This window comes from Enterococcus sp. GPZ-007 (genome assembly GCF_059374735.1).
Map to the genome: position 1 here is coordinate 13,174 of NZ_JCAFYN010000027.1, position 19,317 is coordinate 32,490.

Here is a 19,317-nt window from a genome sequence, read left to right on the forward strand (position 1 = left end):
CATGAAATTTGCAGTCATAGTCTTTCCTGGCTCAAATTGTGATTTAGATATGTACTGGGCAATGAAAGAGATTATGGGAGCTGATTGCGAGTACGTTCGGTATGATGCAGACAGCCTTGATGGATTTGATGGTGTCTTACTTCCCGGAGGATTCTCTTACGGTGACTATTTACGTTGTGGTGCGATTGCACGTTTTGCAAACATCATGTCAGAAGTCATTCGTTTTGCGGAAGAAGGCAAACCAGTTTTCGGTACATGTAATGGATTCCAGATTTTGACAGAAGCCGGCTTATTGCCAGGGGCGCTGCGGAGAAATGAATCATTGAAATTTATCAGTAAAATTACTCCGCTTAAAGTTGTGAACAGTCAAACAAAATTTACTTCTGAATATCAAGCCGACGAAGTGATCCAAATCCCGGTCGCTCACGGTGAAGGAAATTACTATTGTGATGATGAGACCTTAGCAGAATTAAAGGCGAACAATCAAATCGTTTTTACCTATGAAGGTGATAATATCAACGGAAGTGTTGAAAGTATTGCGGGGATCACTAACAAAGCTGGGAATGTCTTAGGAATGATGCCTCACCCAGAACGTGCAATGGAGAAGCTGTTAGGATCTGATGACGGGATAAAATTCTTCGCTTCTATTTTAAATAATTTTGGAAAGGTGACGGCAAACTAATGATGAAATTAGAACCAACGGCTCAAGAAATCAAAGATCAGCGTATATACGCTGGATGGGGTTTGACTGATGAAGAATATCGTTTGATTTCAGAAGACATTCTTGGTCGCCTGCCAAATTATACTGAAACAGGTCTTTTCTCTGTTATGTGGAGTGAACACTGTTCCTATAAAAATTCTAAACCCGTATTGCGTAAATTTCCATCTGAAGGTCCACAAGTATTGCAAGGTCCTGGAGAAGGTGCTGGAATCGTGGATATTGGCGATAATCAAGCAGTTGTTTTCAAGGCGGAAAGTCACAATCACCCTTCAGCTGTGGAACCCTATGAAGGCGCAGCAACAGGTGTCGGAGGCATTATTCGCGACATTTTCAGTATGGGCGCTCGTCCAATTGCTGTCTTAGATTCTTTACGTTTTGGTGAATTGAATACTGAAAGAACCAAATACTTATTAGAAGAAATTGTCGCTGGAATCAGCGGTTATGGGAACTGTATCGGAATCCCGACAGTTGGTGGCGAAGTAGCTTTTGATCCTTGCTATGAGGGCAATCCATTAGTAAACGCGATGTGTGTCGGCTTAATGGATCATAAGGACATTCAAAAAGGTCAAGCCAAAGGTGTCGGCAACTCGATCATGTACGTCGGTGCAAAAACTGGCCGCGATGGAATTCACGGCGCAACATTTGCTTCTGAAGAATTTGTTGAAGGGGAGGAACAACAACGCTCTGCAGTTCAAGTCGGCGATCCGTTCATGGAAAAACTATTATTAGAAGCTTGTTTGGAATTGATTTTAGACCATGCGGATATCTTAGTTGGTATCCAAGATATGGGTGCGGCTGGGTTAGTGTCATCAAGTTCTGAGATGGCTTCAAAAGCCGGATCAGGTCTGAAGCTCTATTTGGACGATGTTCCTCAGCGGGAAACCAACATGACGCCATATGAAATGATGTTATCTGAATCACAAGAACGGATGCTGATCTGTGTTGAGCAGGGTCATGAAGATGAAGTGGTTGAGTTATTCAAGCGCTATGAGTTGGACGCAGTGACAATCGGTGAAGTAACGGATGATGGTATGTATCGCCTGTATCACCATGGCGAAGAAGTTGCCAACTTGCCTGTTGATGCGTTGGCAGAAGATGCTCCTGTTTACGAAAATGAAAAGCGTGAACCAGCACGAATTCAAGAGTTTGCGAATATGGCAGATTTCAAACCGGAAGTGAAGGATGCTACTGAAACATTACTAGCATTGTTACAGCAACCAACCATCGCTTCTAAAAGAATGATTTATGAAACTTACGATTCGCAAGTTCGGACGAACACTGTTGTACGGCCGGGAAGTGATGCGGCAGTTATGCGTGTTCGCGGAACCAACAAGGCTCTGGCGATGACGACTGACTGTAATGCACGTTATTTGTACTTGAATCCAGAAATCGGCGGACAAATCGCTGTTGCTGAAGCGGCTCGTAATATTGTAGCTTCTGGCGGTCAACCCTTAGCGATTACCGACTGCTTGAACTACGGTTCGCCTGAAAAGCCAGAAGGTTTCTGGGAATTATGGACGTCAGCAGATGGTATCTCAGAAGCATGTCGTACATTGAATACACCAGTTATTTCCGGTAACGTTTCTATGTACAATGAGACTAACGGTAAAGCAATCTACCCTACACCGATGATCGGTATGGTGGGCTTGATCGAAGACTTGGCACACATTACGACGCAAGAATTCAAAACAGCTGGCGATCTTGTTTATGTCATTGGTGAAACGAACGCTGACTTCAATGGTACTGAGATCCAGAAAATGCAAAAAGGCTTGATCGAAGGGAAATTGATGGACTTTGATTTAGCTGTTGAGAAAGTCAATCAGGAATTAGTGTTATCAGCCATTAAAGCAGGCTTAGTAGAAAGTGCTCACGATTGTGCAGAAGGCGGTCTGGCAGTAGCAATCGCTGAGTCAGCATTTAATAATCATTTAGGTGTCGACGTTAATGTAGAAATGCCTGTCGAAAACCTGTTTGCCGAAACACAATCTCGTTTTGTTCTATCGATTAAACCAGAGAAGCAAACAGATTTCGAAGCATTCGTTGGCGAAAAAGCAATAAAAATCGGTGAAGTGACTAATACTGGCGAATTGAAACTGACTGCTGTGGGTGGTGACATCGTCGTTTCAACGGAGAAAGCCGAAAAATTATGGGAGGAAGCCATTCCATGTCTAATGAAGTAAAAAGTTTAAATGAAGAATGTGGCGTATTTGGCATCTGGGGTCACCCAGATGCTGCTCGCGTCACTTATTTTGGCTTGCATAGCTTGCAGCATCGTGGACAAGAAGGTGCTGGGATTGTCAGCAATGACAGTGGGAAATTAATCAGTACTCGTGGATTGGGGCTTTTGTCAGAGGTTTTTAAAGACGAGCGTCAACTAAGTCAATTAACTGGACAAGCAGCAATCGGACATGTTCGTTATGCGACTGCAGGAACCAGTAGTGTAGATAACATCCAGCCTTTCTTATTCAATTTTTACGATGGTGACTTTGCTTTAGCTCACAATGGCAATTTGACTAATGCGAAGAGTTTGAGAAAAGAATTGGAAATTGACGGTGCGATCTTCCATTCAAATTCAGATACAGAGATCTTGATGCATCTGATTCGCCGGAGTCAGAAAGAGACGTTATGCGAACGCATGAAAGAAGCCTTGAACACAGTCAAAGGCGGCTTTGCCTACTTGATGCTGACAGAAGATTCAATGGTAGCGGCACTTGATCCAAATGGTTTCCGACCGCTGTCGATCGGACAAATGGTCAACGGGGCTTATGTAGTGGCTTCAGAAACCTGTGCCTTAGAAGTTGTGGGAGCGACATTTATTCAAGATGTCAATCCTGGCGAAATCATTACGATTAATGACGATGGTTTGAAGGTTGAACAGTTTACAGATAATACGCAACACGCAATTTGTTCAATGGAATATATTTATTTCGCACGACCTGACTCAAACATTGCTGGGGTTAATGTGCATAGTGCACGTAAAAATATGGGCCGCATTTTGTCACAAGAATCAGGAATTGAAGCAGACATGGTTGTCGGTGTGCCGAATTCTTCCTTATCAGCAGCAAGCGGTTATGCGGAGGAGTCAGGTATTCCTTATGAAATGGGTTTGGTAAAAAATCAATATGTTGCAAGAACCTTTATTCAACCAACTCAGGAGTTGCGTGAACAAGGGGTTCGTATGAAGCTGTCAGCCGTTCGAGGAGTTGTAGAAGGCAAAAAAGTTATCATGGTGGATGATTCCATCGTGCGCGGGACAACAAGTCGTCGAATTGTCAATCTATTAAAGGAAGCGGGAGCCAAAGAAGTTCATGTGCGGATTGCTTCGCCGCCATTACGATATCCTTGTTTTTATGGGATCGATATTCAAACGCGTAAGGAATTGATCGCTGCAAATCATTCGATCGAAGAAATTCGTGAAATGATCGGTGCCGACTCATTGTCATTTTTAAGTGAAGATGGCTTGATCGACGCGATCGGACTAGATTTTGATGCACCATATTCAGGATTATGCATGGCTTATTTCAATGGTGACTATCCAACGCCTTTATATGATTACGAAGAGCATTATCAGGCGACACTGAAGGAAAAAACTTCTTTTTACTAAAAGTGAATGGTAAATAAAAAGAAAGAAAATTCCTTTCAGACTTAACAAATGTAAAGAAAAAGCGAAAAAAACTTTCCAATAGACAAGTCAAAGTCTTTATTGGGTTGGTTTACAGCATGAGAATTAATTCATTAAAACGAATAAGGATTTCAGTTCCTCGTTTCGCAGTAAATTTTGTCGAGTAAGTAATTTTCTAGATATATTCAAAAGAAAGACAAGAGAAGTCTAGAGGAATGATATACGGTATGAGAATCAAACTCATTTTTCGTTTTACTGAAAAATGAATACATTAGTATGAATAAGGATTTCAGTTCCTCTTTTCGCAGTAAATTTTGTTGAGTAAGTAATTTTCTAGATATATTCAAAAGAAAGACAAGAGAAGTCTAGAGGAATGATATACGGCATGAGAATCAAACTAATTTTTCGGTTTTCAGAAAAATTAATTCATTAAAACGAATAAGGAGCGGATCTAGTGGGAAATGCATATTCCAGAGCTGGTGTTGATGTAGAAGCTGGTTATGAAGTTGTCGAACGTATCAAGAAGCATGTGAAAAGAACTGAACGTTTAGGTGTTATGGGAGCTATTGGTGGTTTTGGCGGTTGTTTTGATTTGAGTCAATTCGATTTGAAAGAACCTGTTTTAGTGTCGGGAACGGATGGAGTCGGAACTAAATTAATGGTAGCGATCCAAGCGGATAAACACGATACGATCGGCATCGATTGCGTAGCGATGTGCGTGAATGATATCGTGGCACAAGGTGCTGAGCCACTCTATTTTTTAGATTATATTGCGACAGGTAAAAATGTGCCCGCACGTCTGGAACAAGTAGTTGCTGGTGTTGCCGAAGGCTGCGTACAAGCAGGGGCGGCATTGATTGGTGGGGAAACAGCGGAAATGCCCGGGATGTATGGCGAAGATGATTACGATTTAGCCGGATTTACTGTTGGCCTTGCTGAAAAAAGTCAAATGATTACCGGAGAAAAGATTCAAGCAGGAGATGTACTAATTGGCTTGCCTTCATCAGGGATTCACTCAAACGGCTACTCATTAGTTCGTAAGGTCTTCTTTGAAATGAACAGCTTTGCGATCGATGAAAAATTACCAGAGTTGAAGGAAAAGCTTAGTGACGAAATCTTAACGCCGACAAAAATTTATGTCGAATCAGTAATGCCTTTAGTTAAAAAGGAATTGATCAACGGGATTGCTCACGTAACCGGTGGAGGTTTTGTCGAAAACATTCCTCGGATGTTGCCAGAAAACTTGGCCTGTGAAATTGAATTAGGCTCATGGCCAGTTCTACCGATTTTTGATGCTTTAGCAAAATATGGCGAGATTCCTGCAATGGAAATGTATGAGATTTTCAATATGGGTATTGGAATGGTACTAGCTGTTTCGCCAGAAAAAATATCTGAGCTACAGTCTGATTTGACTAAACGAGGCGAAGAATACTATTTGATTGGTAAGGTTACTGAAAAGCAAGAGTCAGCTATTGTTTTCAAAGGAGCAAAAGCATGAGATTAGCTGTTTTAGCATCAGGAAATGGATCAAATTTTGAAGTAATCGCTCAAGCTGTTAAAGATAAAATGATTGAAGCAGAATTGGTTCTATTATTTTCGGATCATCACGATGCTTATGTTCTGGAACGCGGCAAGAAATTTGGAATTTCTTGTGAAAGCTTTGAGCTAAAAGAATTTCCTGATAAAAAAAGCTACGAGGCGGCTTTATTGGAACAATTAAAAAAATATGAGGTGGAACTAGTTGTTTTAGCCGGCTATATGCGAATCATCGGCAAAGATTTACTTGACGCCTTTCCGAATCGGATCATCAACATTCATCCAGCCTTATTGCCAAGTTTTCCAGGATTACATGGTATTAGAGACGCCTATGAAGCTGGTGTGAAAGAAACCGGTGTGACGATTCATTATGTGGATAGCGGAGTAGATACAGGTCCCATTATCGCTCAAGGAAAAGTACAAGTAGCTGAAGAGGATAGTTTGGAAGATTTGGAAGCAAAAATCCATCAGGTAGAACATCAGCTGTATCCTCAGGTTCTTGCAGAAATTGTAAAAGAATCCAATATAAAGCAGGATTAAATCGTTAAGAGATTTACGTGCATACTTAACGGATGTAAAGAAAATAGAAGAAATACTTTACGTTAGAAAAGCTGGGGCATTTTTTATGGTTTACAGCATGAAAATAGAAACTCATTTTTCGTTTTCTGAAAAATGAATACATTAGTATGAATAAGGAGAGTCATAATGACAAGAGCATTGATTAGTGTTTCAGATAAAACCGGAGTTGTAGAATTTACAAAAGGTTTGGTTCAAGCAGGAATCGAGATTATTTCTACTGGCGGAACAAAAAAAGTTTTAGACGAAGCGGGTATTCCAACGCTAAGTATCGATGAAGTAACCGGCTTTCCAGAAATGATGGACGGTCGCGTAAAAACTCTACATCCTAAAATCCATGGTGGTTTGTTAGGACGTCGTGATTTATCAAACCATATGGATGCTATGAATGAACACGATATCCAACCGATCGATTTTGTTTGTGTCAACTTGTATCCATTTAAAGAAACAATTTCTAAACCAGATGTAACTGAAGCAGACGCGATTGAAAATATCGATATCGGCGGACCAAGCATGCTGCGTTCAGCCGCAAAAAACTTCGCGTCAGTGACCGTAGTTGTTGATCCGAAAGACTATGCAATTGTTTTAGCAGAAGTGAAAAGCAATCAAGCGACTTCTTTAGAAACGCGCAAACGCTTAGCGGCGAAAGTTTTCCGTCATACAGCAGCTTACGATGCGCTGATCGCAGATTATTTGACGAAGTGTGTAGACGAAGTTGAACCAGAAAAAATGACATTGACCTATGATTTGAAGCAAACTTTGCGTTATGGTGAGAATAGCCATCAAACGGCTGCTTTTTATCAAAATGCTTTACCAGTTACTTATTCGATCGCAAGTGCTCAACAATTACACGGGAAAGAATTGTCCTACAACAATATCAAAGATGCCGATGCGGCGATCCGAATCGCTAGAGAATTTACTGAACCGACTGTAGTGGCCTTGAAACATATGAATCCATGCGGAATCGGTAGTGGATGCACGATCGCAGAAGCGTATCACTTCGCTTATGAAGCAGACCCAACCTCGATTTTCGGCGGAATCCTAGTGGCTAATCGTGAGGTTGATCTGGAAACAGCAGAGGAAATGCATAAGTTATTCTTGGAAATCATCATTGCACCAAGCTTTAGTAAAGAAGCATTTGATGTATTGTCAGGCAAGAAAAACCTACGCTTGATGACTTTGGATTTCAGCGAACAAGCAAGTAATCAGCAGGAAGTCGTTTCTGTTTTAGGCGGCTTATTGGTTCAAGATCAAGATGTCGTGGCAGAAATTCCGGAAGAATGGGAAGTGGCGACAGATCGCAAACCAACAGAAGAAGAGCTGAAGGCTTTAGCATTTGCTTGGAAAGCTGTGAAGCACGTGAAATCAAATGCGATCGTTGTTGCTAACGCACATCAAACAGTCGGTATCGGTGCCGGACAAATGAATCGAGTTGGTTCTGTTAAAATCGCCTTAGAAGAAGCGAAAGGGCGGATGGACGGTGCTGTTTTAGCCAGTGATGCTTACTTTCCAATGGATGACAGTGTGGAATACGCTGCGCAGCATGGGATCAAAGCAATCGTTCAACCTGGCGGAAGCATTCGTGACAAAGATTCAATCGCGATGGCTAATAAGTATGGCGTAGCGATGGTCTTCACTGGTGTTCGTCACTTTAGACATTAATTTGAGGAGGTTTCAATGAAATTACTAATTATTGGCAGTGGCGGTCGTGAACACGCTATCGCAAAAAAAATGTTAGCAAGTCCGAAAGTGTCGGATGTCTATTGTGCTAAAGGAAATCCTGGCATGAAAAATGATGGAATTCAACTGGTGGACATTGCTGAAGATGATCACGCGAATCTGATTACTTTTGCAAAGGAAAAAGGGATTACTTGGACCTTTGTTGGACCGGAAGTTCCATTGCTTAATGGAATCGTTGATGACTTTCAAGCGGCAGGACTAAATGTTTTCGGACCGAACAAGGCGGCTGCGATGATCGAAGGCTCAAAAGAATTTGCTAAAAAAATCATGGTGGACAACCAGATCCCGACGGCTGACTACGAAGCCTTTACTGACTACGAAGCGGCTTGCGCTTACGTAAAAGAAAAAGGTGCACCGATTGTGATTAAGGCGGATGGTTTAGCCGCTGGTAAAGGTGTAACCGTCGCGATGACTTTAGAAGAAGCTTTACAAGCTTTAAAAGAAATGATGACGGATCACCGTTTTGGCGAAAGTGGCGATAAGGTTGTCGTGGAAGAATTCTTAGCGGGTGAAGAATTTTCGTTACTAGCGTTTGTCAAAAATGAAAAAGTTTATCCGATGGTGATCTCACAGGATCACAAACGGGCGTACGATAATGATAAGGGGCCTAACACCGGCGGAATGGGCGCTTATTCGCCAGTACCGCAAATTCCAACTGAAATGGTCGATACAGCGGTAGAGAAAATCTTAAAGGCTGCAGCTTTGGGAATGATGAAAAACGATACGCCGTTCACAGGGATTCTATATGCTGGTTTGATTGCGACTGAGGCTGGTCCTAAAGTGATCGAGTTCAATGCTCGCTTTGGTGATCCTGAAACACAAGTCGTTCTCCCGCGCTTAACTAGTGATCTTGCGCAAATTATCGACGATCTTTTGAATGATCGTGAACCTGACTTAACATGGAGCGAACAAGCTTCAGTTGGAGTAGTAGTAGCAGCAGAAGGATATCCTAATAGTTATCAGAAGGGAATGGCAATCCCAACTTTTAATGAGCAGGTAAATGTTTACTATGCAGGAGTAACCGATGATCAAGGAACGACTAAAGCATCAGGTGGTCGTGTGCTTTTAGTAGAAGCAGAAGCAGAAACGATCGAAGCGGCTCAAAAGAAGGTTTATTCAGCTTTAGAGGCGGTCGATACTACAGGGTACTTCTACCGTAAAGACATTGGTGCAAAATCATTTAAATAGACATAATTACAAGAAACCAAGCGATTCTAGACTATCTTAGGTGATAGAAATAGGGTCGTTTGGCTTTTTATTTTCCACCATTTTATTGGTTTTTTAACAAAAAAAAGGGTTTAATACTTATTTCGTTTTAGGTATCATCTTTTGTGTTAATTTGACTCGAGATTTAAAAAATGACAGCATTCATTTAAAGTGGTAAACTAAATATGAAAAAAGCGTTAAAAGAATATAGGAATTTGAAGAAAAATAAAAAGAATTTAACTCATAGAGCCAATTACATTAGTTAGAATTATTTTTCGTTCCAAAGCGTATGAAAGAGGCGAGGACCATGGAAAGGAAACGATCCAAAGCTGATGATGAAACACACGAGCTGCAGACAATTCTGTCAGGATTACCAAATTCTCAGTATTTAAAGATTTTATTAGCCCAGATCATGAGACATTATGATCCGAAAATCAAGTATATTTTCCAAAAACAAACAGGATGGCAGTTAGTAATAGAACAATATGACGGTTTGCTTTGCCGCATCAAGATTCACGAGAACTATTTTTCGGTGATTACTCCGTTTCCAGATTTTGGAATCAGCTATTTGACTCCGATGGTAAAAGTGATGTCTGATGAATTTAAGGAAAAGTTTGACGATGTATCAATAAATACTCAGCAGATCGAAATGAATGTAACGAATGAAGAGGAAATGGAAGATGTTATCTTTTTAGTTAGTCTGCAAGCAAAAAAATTAAGGAATACCTTGGTATAAAAAGATAATGTTCGTGTTTTTTGCAATAAAATTAAAAATCAGCTTGCTTTTTATATGAATATGTTGTAAATTACATAGGGCGATAGTGCCCTATGTTTTTTTATCTGTCGCGTTTTTAAGTTCACTTAATGAAGAGAAAATTATGCAAACAGAAAATAGACTTCATTGGACCCGTTTAATGCGGTGACATGCGTGACTACATCAAAATGAGATAGTTATCTTATTCATTGGAGGCCAATATGAAAGTATTTGATTATGAAGATATTCAGTTAATTCCTAACAAATGTATTGTGAACAGTCGATCAGAATGTGATACGACCGTCCAGTTAGGAAAATTTAGTTTTAAGATGCCTGTCGTACCAGCCAATATGCAGACGATCATCGATGAAAATATCGCAGAGTTTTTGGCAGAAAATGGTTACTTCTATATTATGCATCGTTTTTATGAAGAAGAACGAATTCCCTTCATAAAGAAAATGCAGTCTCGCGGCTTATTTACTTCAATTAGCGTTGGGGTAAAAGGATATGAATACGATTTTGTAAAACAATTAGCTTCAGAAAAATTAAACCCAGACTACATTACTATCGATATTGCTCATGGACATTCAGATCCTGTAATCAATATGATTAAACACATTAAAAAGCATCTACCAGATACTTTTGTTATTGCTGGAAATGTCGGTACGCCTGAAGCCGTTCGTGAGTTAGAGAATGCCGGAGCAGATGCAACGAAACTGGGCATAGGACCAGGAAAAGTTTGTATCACTAAAATCAAAACTGGTTTTGGGACTGGTGGCTGGCAATTGGCGGCACTGAGCTGGTGTGCCAAAGCAGCACGTAAACCAATTATTGCAGATGGCGGAATACGTACTCATGGTGATATCGCTAAATCGATTCGTTTTGGTGCAACAATGGTCATGATCGGTTCTTTATTTGCTGGACACGAAGAATCACCTGGTGAAACAATGGTCGAAGACGGTGTTGTTTACAAAGAATACTTCGGTAGCGCTTCTGAATTCCAAAAAGGGGAAAAGAAAAATGTCGAAGGCAAGAAAATCTGGATTCCGTATAAAGGTTCTTTAAAAGACACTTTAGTTGAAATGCAGCAGGATTTACAATCATCTATCTCGTATGCTGGCGGAAAAGATATCGAAGCCTTGCAGAAAGTTGATTATGTTGTTGTGAAGAATTCGATCTTCAATGGAGATACCATTTAATGCTTTTTAGAAAACTTTTTAAAGACATACCAATAATGTTGGTGTGTCTTTTTTTAATGCTTGATTGACAGCGATTCGAAATTGGGTTAGCGTTAAATCATCCAATAATAAATGAGGGATGAGTATGTGGGAGTTAGCAGAAAATAAATCAATACCGATATATCAACAGATTATCGAACAAATCATTACGTACATTCAGGATGGAACGTTGCATCCAGGCGATAAACTACCGGCAGAACGGAAACTCGCAGACTATTATCAAGTAAATCGTTCAACAGTCGTTCACGCATTGGAAGAATTGGTCAGTCTTGGTTGGGTTTTGCGGCGGCAGGGCAGTGGAACGATCGTTAATGAAGGAAACTGGGGACGAAGTACAATACCACGTGTCGATTGGCGCAGCTTATTTACTCAGGAAGCTCTTCCAAAAGAGCCTTTTGTGGAGAAAGCCCAAATATTACGAAATGATCCAGAAACAATTGATCTATATTCTGGAGAGTTACCATTAAGCTTAATCCCTGATTTTCGTTTTCCATCCTATACTTGGGAAGAGCTTTTGCTAGAGGAGCGAAAGCAAAGTCCATTAGGATATAAGCCTTTGCAACAGGTGATTTGTCAGCGTATTAAGCAGGAACAAAAAATCGACGTTTCCGCTAATCAAGTGTTAATCACATCTGGTGCTCAGCAGGCGATGTTCCTACTATTACAAGTCATGCTGCAAAGTGGCGACAGTGTTGCGATTGAAGACCCATCTTTCTTATATTCATTGCCGATTTTTGCGAGTGCCGGCGTCAAACTATACGGGGTAGAAATGGATCAGGAAGGTATGCGGATTGATAAGCTGGAGCAACTGATTTTGACCAAAAAAATCAAACTGATCATTTTAAATCCAACTTTTCAAAATCCGACCGGTTCCACGATGTCGGAAAAACGCCGTAACGAGTTGATTGAACTCAGTCGCAAATACCAGCTGCCAATCGTTGAAGATGAAGTATTTAGTGAGATGAACTTTAGCACGATACCGCCTTCGTTGAAGGAACTGGCTCCTCATCAGGTAATTCATCTTGGCTCTTTGTCAAAAATATTTGGGTCGTCGATTAAGATCGGTTGGATTGTCGCTGATCAGGACCTGATTCAACGATTATCGGAAGCAAAACAAATGATGGACTTTTCAATCAGTATTTTTCCGCAGGTGATCGCCCATACAGCGTTGAAGGATCCTCGCTTTGAACAAAATCAGGCAGAGCTAGTCATTGCTTTAAAGCGACAGGCACAAGAGTTTACTGAAGGTGCAAAATCAATTGTGGAGGATTGGAGCATTTCAACAATAAACGGTGGAATCTATGTTTATTTGACATGGCGTCACCAAAAATTAACTAGAAAAGACTGGGATATTTTTCTCAGAGAAAAATTATTGATCGCCCCCGCATTTCTATTTAGTAATGATACAATGGCAATGAGGGTGAATTACACTCGGATGACTAAACAGACACGGCAACAATTTTTCACAAAATTGGAGACAATCTCAAAAGAGCTAAGGAGGAGTTAAATGGAAGCGTTAGAGGTTATGAATCAACATCGAACATATCGTAATTTCGATGAAGAGTATCAATTATCAGAGGAAGAGCTGCAGAAAATTCTTCGGGCAAGTCGTCAAGCACCAAGTTGGATGAATGGACAAATGTACAGCATTATCGTGGTGAGGGATCGTGGCATTCGTAAAAAAATGGTGGAAATGAACCCAGGGAATCCACACATGCTTCATAGCTCAGTTTTCTTAATTTTTGTTGCTGACTTAAAACGAACACAAAAAGTAGCAGCTCATTATAATGTTGATTATCGCATAAATGAAGGGATTGACCCTTTAATCACGGCAGTGACTGATACTGCTTTGGCTTTGGAAAATGCAGTAATTGCCACAGAGGCTCTGGGATTGGGCTCGGTGGTAGTCGGGTCGATTCGCAAGGATATTGTTGAGGTAAGCAAATTATTAAATTTACCTGATTATGTGCTGCCAATCGCCGGGTTAAGCATCGGCAAACCGAATGTGGAAATGGAGCTCAAACCACGTTTACCTGAGGAAGCTGTAATCCATTATGATACGTATCAAGAGTATGATTATTCAGTTATTGAAGATTATGATGACACAATGGAAAAATTTGCTGAAGCTCGTGAAACAAAGCTTTGGAGTAAGAAATTTGCGGACTACTTTGGAAATACGCCAAACAAAAAAGTTGATGAATTTCTGAAAATTAACAAATTCTTTCAGTCTTAAGTTTGACAGTTAAAGATAAGTGACTTATAGTAAGGATGAAAAGTAAATTAATTGTTAGGTGAGGCTCCTATATGGACACAGGCTGCTGCCCAAAAATGTCGAGAGACGCCAATGGGTATAACAGGGATCATCGTGAAGGTGATTCATAACGTAGCTGACAGATTCTGTCTACGCCGTATAGTGCTAAAGCTCGACGATGAACATGAATGAATTTTTCGCGCGTGCTCATTTTCGAGTACGCGCTTATTTGCGTGTTCTACTTCGTGCTTCAGCGCCTTAGTAGAATCGTATGCGTACGACAATAGAATTATTTTTTCCGGTTTTGAAAAAATAATTTCTTTACTCGGAGCTAGCTGTCAGTTCCCTGGAGTATACATGCTGGATGTTTCACCCTAACCAACGAAAGGATGTGAGGAAGATGGATCATGAAGATAGTCGACCCAAAAGTAAATATAGTAGGGCGACTAAGGTTGTCCTGAATTTTAGGAGGAACCATTATGATGAACAGAAAAAACCTTCTTGCTCGCAAAGTAAACAAAGACCAAGAACTAAAAAAATTAGCGATCTTGTCTGATCGTGATCTTTTTCTAAACCTGCGAACCTCATTGCAAGGGCTGTCGGAAGAAGACGCGCAAAGCCGATTGGAAGAGTATGGTCCAAATGAAGTGTCTGCGCAAAAACCAACTCCAGCAATTTTGCTATTCTTACAAGCCTTCAATGATCCATTTGTCTATGTTTTGGCAGCTTTAGCGCTAGTCTCTTTGCTGACTAATGACATGGAAGCGTCAGTTGTAATGACAATCATGATTTTAGCCAGTGTTTTGATTACGTTTATCCAAGAATACCGTTCGCAAAAAGCAAGTATTGAATTAAAAGAGATGATCGAAAACACAGCTGCAATTACCCGCAATGGAGAAACAAAGGAAATTCCTATGGATGAGGTAGTACCTGGTGACATTTTGACGTTAGCGACTGGCGATATGATTCCAGCAGATGCTGTTTTGATTTGGACGAAGGACCTTTTCGTCAACCAATCATCGTTAACGGGAGAATCAATACCTGTCGAGAAATATCTTGCAAAAGATAAAAAATTAACTGAAGAAACGACAGCGTTGGACTTAACAAATCTAGTCTTTATGGGAACAGACGTGTTAAGTGGTCAAGGGAAAGCGATCATTCTAAAAACTGGACAGCAAACATTCTTCGGCGATATCGCCAAAAATGCCACTTCAAAACGTGGAAGAACTTCCTTTGATCTGGGATTGACCAGAGTCAGTAAGCTATTATTACGGATGGTTATGATCCTATTTCCACTAGTTTTTCTGATCAATGGATTAACAAAAGGTGACTGGAGCAGCGCATTCTTCTTCGCGATTGCGGTTGCGGTTGGCTTGACACCTGAAATGCTGCCGATGATCGTGAGCTCGAATTTAGCAAAGGGCGCATTGACGCTATCCAAACACAAAGTCATCGTGAAGGAATTGGCTTCGATCCAAAACTTAGGCAGCATGGATGTCTTATGTACGGATAAAACCGGAACGATCACGGAAGATCGAGTTGTACTTGTCCAACATTTAGATCCCTTAGGAAACGAAAACGAACAAGTTTTGGATCTGGCTTTCATGAATTCAACGTATCAAACTGGTTGGAAAAACTTGATGGATATTGCCGTGATTAACTATTTTGAAGAACAAGAACGTCACTTGCCTTATCAAGAAGTGCAAAAAATTGATGAAATTCCCTTTGATTTTTCTCGTCGTCGTTTGACGGTCGTAATGAAAACAGACGAACATCAATTGATGATCACAAAAGGTGCAGTCGAAGAAATGGCTGCAATCTGTAAATATGTTGAGATCAACGGCGAAAAAATAGAATTAACACCAGAAATTCGCCAGCAAATGCAAACAGTCAATGAAAAAATGAATCGTCAAGGAATGCGGGTAATCACAGTTGCTGTACGTCGCGATGCACATGACGAAGCAATTTATTCAACAGATGATGAAAAAGATATGACCTTGATCGGCTTCATGGGTTTCCTAGATCCAGCGAAAGCTTCAGCTAAACCTGCGATTAAATCTTTACATGAACACGGTGTTGCCGTAAAGGTTTTGACGGGTGACAATGCCATCGTAGCGCAAAAAGTTTGTCAAGATGTGGGGATCCCAGCAGATGACTATGTTTTAGGAAATCAAATCGATGATCTGTCAGATGATGAATTGTATCAAGTTGCTGAAAAGATGAACTTATTTGCGAAGTTGAATCCAATGCAAAAATCACGGATCATTGAATCTTTGCAAAGCAAAGGTCATACAGTCGGTTTCATGGGTGACGGGATCAATGATGCACCGGCGCTGAGAAAGGCGGATGTGGGCATTTCTGTTGATACTGCAGCCGATATTACAAAGGATGCTAGCTCGATCATTTTGTTAGAAAAAAGCTTAGGTGTGTTGGAAAATGGTGTAATTGAAGGTCGTCGTGTTTTCAGTAATATGATGAAATATATTAAAATCACGATCAGTTCCAATTTTGGGAATGTCTTCTCGATTTTAATTGCTAGTGCCTTCTTGCCATTTCTACCTATGCTCTCGATTCAATTGCTGTTGCAAAATCTGATTTACGATTTTGCACAATTGACGATCCCTTGGGACAATGTGGACGAAGAAGAACTACATGCGCCTACGAAATGGGAAACCAAAGGACTGTTGAAATTTACCGTGTGTATCGGGCCAATCAGTTCAGTCTTCGATATCATTACTTTCTTAGTCATGTGGTTTGTTTTCGGCGCGAATACCATTGCCTCACAAAATTTGTTCCAAACAGGCTGGTTCATGATCGGGTTGACAACACAAGCACTGGTTGTCTTGATGGTACGGACAAAGAAAATTCCGTTTCTTCAAAGTCGACCAGCACCGCAGGTTTTTATCAGCCTATTACTGGCTGTGGTAGTTGGTGCTTTAGTAGTGTTAACACCATTGGCTGAACAATTTGATTTTGTACATCTGCCAAGCAATTACTGGCTATGGTATGTCGGTATCGTGGCTGCATATATGGTAGCAACACAATTGGGAAAAGTACTTTATATAAAAATTGCAAAAGAATGGATCTGAACTATAACAGAATGGCCTGTGTGGCTATTCTGTTTCTTTTTTTGTGAAAAATCACCACAAATCTTGGGATACAGGGGGTTTTGATTGATTCATTTTAATCCAATTTTTACGATCAAACAGCAGTTATTATGGCAAATTCGCTCTTTTTTTACCGAATCAACTTTCGTTCATACAATCGCTGTTATTAATTATTAGAAATGGGCTGCTGTTACTTTCACAAGCATGAAAAGTGAAACGCTTCAATTCGTTCAGAATCGGTGAGCAAGTTTGTTGTCAATTGAATACAAAAATGCTAATTTAGAGAGGAAGGGGCAACAGCAATAATACAGATTGACTTGCTGTTGCACTGATAACAAGACTTAATTTACTTAAGAGAGGAAAGTGTGACACCATGGCAGAAAAAGAGTTAACGATTGATTTTGAAGCCTTACTAAAAGATGTAAACGCGGATTTCCCCGTGTACCAAGCGCTGGATGAGGATGGAAAAATTGTAAATGAGAATCTAGTTCCTGAATTATCTGATGAAGAACTTGTAGAATTGATGACTTCAATGGTTTGGTCACGTGTTTTAGACCAACGTTCGACTGCGTTGAACCGTCAAGGACGTTTAGGATTCTTCGCGCCAACTGCTGGCCAAGAGGCAAGTCAATTAGCTAGTCATTTTGCATTTGAAAAAGAGGACGTTTTATTGCCAGGCTATCGTGATGTCCCACAATTGATCAAACATGGATTGCCTCTAGCAGAAGCTTTCTTATGGTCACGTGGCCATGTTGCCGGAAATAATTATCCTGCTGAGTTACAGGCTTTACCACCACAAATCATTATCGGAGCTCAATATGTACAAGCTGCCGGTGTGGCTTTAGGCTTAAAAAAACGTAACAGTAAAAACGTAGTCTTCACTTATACAGGTGATGGCGGTTCATCCCAAGGAGATTTCTATGAAGCGATCAACTTTGTAGGGGCCTATCATGCAAACGCTGTATTTTATATTCAAAATAATGGCTTTGCAATCTCTACTCCTCGTGAGAAACAAACAGCTGCGAAAACGTTAGCGCAAAAGGCTGTTGCTGCTGGAATCCCAGGAATCCAAGTAGATGGAATGGATCCATTAGCCGTTTATTATGTATCTAAAAAAGCTCGTGAATGGGCAGCCAATGGTAATGGTCCTGTTTTAATTGAAACATTGACTTACCGTTATGGTCCACATACCTTATCTGGGGATGACCCAACACGTTACCGTTCAAAAGAAATGGACGATGAATGGACGAAGAAAGATCCATTGGTTCGTTTCCGTAAATACTTGACGGAAAAAGGCTTATGGTCAGAAGAGCAAGAAGAAAAAGTAATTGAAGCAACAAAAGAAGAAATTAAACAAGCGATCACTGATGCTGACCGTGTACCAAAACAAAAGGTTTCTGATTTCTTGAAAAATATGTATGAAGTGCAACCACAAAATATCAAAGAACAAATTGAATTCTATGAAGCGAAGGAGTCGAAATAATCATGGCACAAAAAACAATGATCCAAGCAATTACAGATGCCTTAGCTCTGATGCTTGAAAAAGATAAAGAAGTATTGATCTTCGGTGAAGACGTTGGTAAAAACGGCGGTGTATTCCGTGCTACTGAAGGTCTGCAAGAAAAATTCGGTGAAGATCAAGTATTCGATACTCCATTAGCTGAATCTGGTATTGGTGGACTTGCTTTTGGTTTAGCCTTGCAAGGCTTCCGTCCAGTACCTGAAATTCAATTCTTTGGCTTCGTTTTTGAAGCGATGGATGAAATCGTTGGTCAAATGGCTCGTACTCGTTACCGTATGGGAAACACTCGGAACTTACCAGTTACGATCCGTGCGCCATTCGGGGGTGGCGTTCATACACCAGAGCTTCACTCAGATAACTTAGAAGGATTAATGGCTCAATCTCCAGGCTTACGCGTGGTTATTCCGTCAAATCCTTATGATGCAAAAGGCTTGTTGATCGCATCAATTCGCAACAATGACCCAGTTGTATTCTTAGAACACATGAAATTGTATCGTTCCTTCCGTGAAGAAGTTCCAGAAGGAATCTACGAAGTGCCATTAGACAAAGCAGCCGTTACTAAAGAAGGTACAGATGTTTCCATCATTACTTACGGCGCGATGGTTCGTGAAGCGATTAAAGCGGCGGATAATCTAGCAAAAGAAAACATTAATGCAGAAATCATTGACCTACGGACAGTAGCACCGCTTGATGTTGAAACAATCATCAAATCAGTTGAAAAAACGGGTCGTGTGGTTGTTGTTCAAGAAGCACAAAAACAAGCGGGTGTGGCTGCACAAGTAATCTCAGAAATCTCTGAGCGGGCAATTCTTTCATTGGAAGCACCAATTGGACGTGTTTCTGCTCCAGATACGGTTTTCCCATTCGGACAAGCGGAAGGTATCTGGTTGCCAAATGCAGCAGATATCGAAGCAAAAGTAAAAGAAATCGTAGAATTTTAACAGAAGGATGTCAGTTCCACTTTTCCCAGTTTAACTTGTGAGAAAAATATATCTAGCAAGTTAAACTAAAAAAAATCCGGAATCTAGTGGAATGATATACGGC

14 protein-coding genes and 1 riboswitch are annotated in these 19,317 nt (G+C 40.6%); all 14 genes read left to right on the top strand.

Features of this window, described 5'->3' with window-relative positions; translation table 11 throughout:
• The first annotated feature begins 1 nt into the window (after position 1).
• The 14 genes from purQ to AC4J95_RS13800 all read left to right on the top strand — a co-directional run bounded on the left by purQ (position 2) and on the right by AC4J95_RS13800 (position 19,214).
• Positions 2-682 (top strand): phosphoribosylformylglycinamidine synthase subunit PurQ, encoded by a 681-nt coding sequence (gene purQ / locus AC4J95_RS13735; RefSeq protein WP_494550366.1) that lies wholly within the window; start codon positions 2-4, stop codon positions 680-682.
• Positions 682-2,901 carry a phosphoribosylformylglycinamidine synthase subunit PurL gene (gene purL / locus AC4J95_RS13740; protein ID WP_494550367.1) on the top strand — a complete coding sequence of 740 codons (2,220 nt, stop codon included), beginning with the start codon at positions 682-684 and terminating at the stop codon, positions 2,899-2,901. The genes purQ and purL overlap by 1 nt, the downstream gene beginning before the upstream one ends.
• Positions 2,886-4,325 (top strand): amidophosphoribosyltransferase, encoded by a 1,440-nt coding sequence (purF, locus tag AC4J95_RS13745; RefSeq protein ID WP_494550368.1) that lies wholly within the window; start codon positions 2,886-2,888, stop codon positions 4,323-4,325. The genes purL and purF overlap by 16 nt, the downstream gene beginning before the upstream one ends.
• A gap of 472 nt (positions 4,326-4,797) precedes the next feature.
• Positions 4,798-5,841: a phosphoribosylformylglycinamidine cyclo-ligase gene (gene purM / locus AC4J95_RS13750; RefSeq protein WP_494550369.1), complete on the top strand. Its 1,044-nt coding sequence runs from the start codon at positions 4,798-4,800 to the stop codon at positions 5,839-5,841.
• Positions 5,838-6,419, top strand: a complete 582-nt coding sequence (gene purN / locus AC4J95_RS13755) for a phosphoribosylglycinamide formyltransferase (RefSeq protein WP_494550370.1) — start codon at positions 5,838-5,840, stop codon at positions 6,417-6,419. The genes purM and purN overlap by 4 nt, the downstream gene beginning before the upstream one ends.
• Positions 6,420-6,584: 165 nt before the next feature.
• A complete protein-coding gene (gene purH / locus AC4J95_RS13760) occupies positions 6,585-8,117 on the top strand; it encodes a bifunctional phosphoribosylaminoimidazolecarboxamide formyltransferase/IMP cyclohydrolase (RefSeq protein WP_494550371.1) in 1,533 nt (510 codons plus the stop codon).
• Between the two features lie 15 nt (positions 8,118-8,132).
• Positions 8,133-9,383, top strand: coding sequence for a phosphoribosylamine--glycine ligase (gene purD / locus AC4J95_RS13765; protein ID WP_494550372.1), 1,251 nt, complete (start codon positions 8,133-8,135; stop codon positions 9,381-9,383).
• A gap of 325 nt (positions 9,384-9,708) precedes the next feature.
• On the top strand, positions 9,709-10,137 hold the full coding sequence (locus tag AC4J95_RS13770) for a DUF3788 family protein (RefSeq protein ID WP_316402948.1): 429 nt from the start codon (positions 9,709-9,711) through the stop codon (positions 10,135-10,137).
• A 239-nt stretch (positions 10,138-10,376) separates the two neighbouring features.
• Positions 10,377-11,354, top strand: a complete 978-nt coding sequence (gene guaC, locus AC4J95_RS13775) for a GMP reductase (RefSeq protein ID WP_316402949.1) — start codon at positions 10,377-10,379, stop codon at positions 11,352-11,354.
• Positions 11,355-11,478: 124 nt separating this feature from the next.
• The gene (locus AC4J95_RS13780) at positions 11,479-12,900 is read left to right on the top strand and encodes an aminotransferase-like domain-containing protein (protein WP_494550373.1); all 1,422 of its coding nucleotides are present in this window, start codon (positions 11,479-11,481) and stop codon (positions 12,898-12,900) included.
• Positions 12,901-13,626 (top strand): nitroreductase family protein, encoded by a 726-nt coding sequence (locus AC4J95_RS13785; RefSeq protein WP_494550374.1) that lies wholly within the window; start codon positions 12,901-12,903, stop codon positions 13,624-13,626.
• Between the two features lie 43 nt (positions 13,627-13,669).
• Positions 13,670-13,835: riboswitch (M-box (ykoK) riboswitch) on the top strand.
• Between the two features lie 291 nt (positions 13,836-14,126).
• Positions 14,127-16,733 carry a magnesium-translocating P-type ATPase gene (gene mgtA / locus AC4J95_RS13790; protein WP_494550397.1) on the top strand — a complete coding sequence of 869 codons (2,607 nt, stop codon included), beginning with the start codon at positions 14,127-14,129 and terminating at the stop codon, positions 16,731-16,733.
• A 391-nt stretch (positions 16,734-17,124) separates the two neighbouring features.
• On the top strand, positions 17,125-18,234 hold the full coding sequence (gene pdhA / locus AC4J95_RS13795) for a pyruvate dehydrogenase (acetyl-transferring) E1 component subunit alpha (RefSeq protein ID WP_494550375.1): 1,110 nt from the start codon (positions 17,125-17,127) through the stop codon (positions 18,232-18,234).
• Between the two features lie 2 nt (positions 18,235-18,236).
• A complete protein-coding gene (locus tag AC4J95_RS13800; protein WP_494550376.1) occupies positions 18,237-19,214 on the top strand; it encodes an alpha-ketoacid dehydrogenase subunit beta in 978 nt (325 codons plus the stop codon).
• Positions 19,215-19,317: the final 103 nt, after the last annotated feature.

What these genes read in the sequence shown, in the direction of transcription:
- AC4J95_RS13780 (WP_494550373.1), top strand. Translation starts at nt 11,479, where the DNA reads ATGTGGGAGTTAGCAGAAAATAAATCAATACCGATATATCAACAGATT.
- purN (WP_494550370.1), top strand. Translation starts at nt 5,838, where the DNA reads ATGAGATTAGCTGTTTTAGCATCAGGAAATGGATCAAATTTTGAAGTA.
- purQ (WP_494550366.1), top strand. Translation starts at nt 2, where the DNA reads ATGAAATTTGCAGTCATAGTCTTTCCTGGCTCAAATTGTGATTTAGAT.
- guaC (WP_316402949.1), top strand. Translation starts at nt 10,377, where the DNA reads ATGAAAGTATTTGATTATGAAGATATTCAGTTAATTCCTAACAAATGT.
- purF (WP_494550368.1), top strand. Translation starts at nt 2,886, where the DNA reads ATGTCTAATGAAGTAAAAAGTTTAAATGAAGAATGTGGCGTATTTGGC.
- purH (WP_494550371.1), top strand. Translation starts at nt 6,585, where the DNA reads ATGACAAGAGCATTGATTAGTGTTTCAGATAAAACCGGAGTTGTAGAA.
- AC4J95_RS13800 (WP_494550376.1), top strand. Translation starts at nt 18,237, where the DNA reads ATGGCACAAAAAACAATGATCCAAGCAATTACAGATGCCTTAGCTCTG.
- AC4J95_RS13785 (WP_494550374.1), top strand. Translation starts at nt 12,901, where the DNA reads ATGGAAGCGTTAGAGGTTATGAATCAACATCGAACATATCGTAATTTC.
- mgtA (WP_494550397.1), top strand. Translation starts at nt 14,127, where the DNA reads ATGAACAGAAAAAACCTTCTTGCTCGCAAAGTAAACAAAGACCAAGAA.
- purL (WP_494550367.1), top strand. Translation starts at nt 682, where the DNA reads ATGATGAAATTAGAACCAACGGCTCAAGAAATCAAAGATCAGCGTATA.
- AC4J95_RS13770 (WP_316402948.1), top strand. Translation starts at nt 9,709, where the DNA reads ATGGAAAGGAAACGATCCAAAGCTGATGATGAAACACACGAGCTGCAG.
- purD (WP_494550372.1), top strand. Translation starts at nt 8,133, where the DNA reads ATGAAATTACTAATTATTGGCAGTGGCGGTCGTGAACACGCTATCGCA.
- pdhA (WP_494550375.1), top strand. Translation starts at nt 17,125, where the DNA reads ATGGCAGAAAAAGAGTTAACGATTGATTTTGAAGCCTTACTAAAAGAT.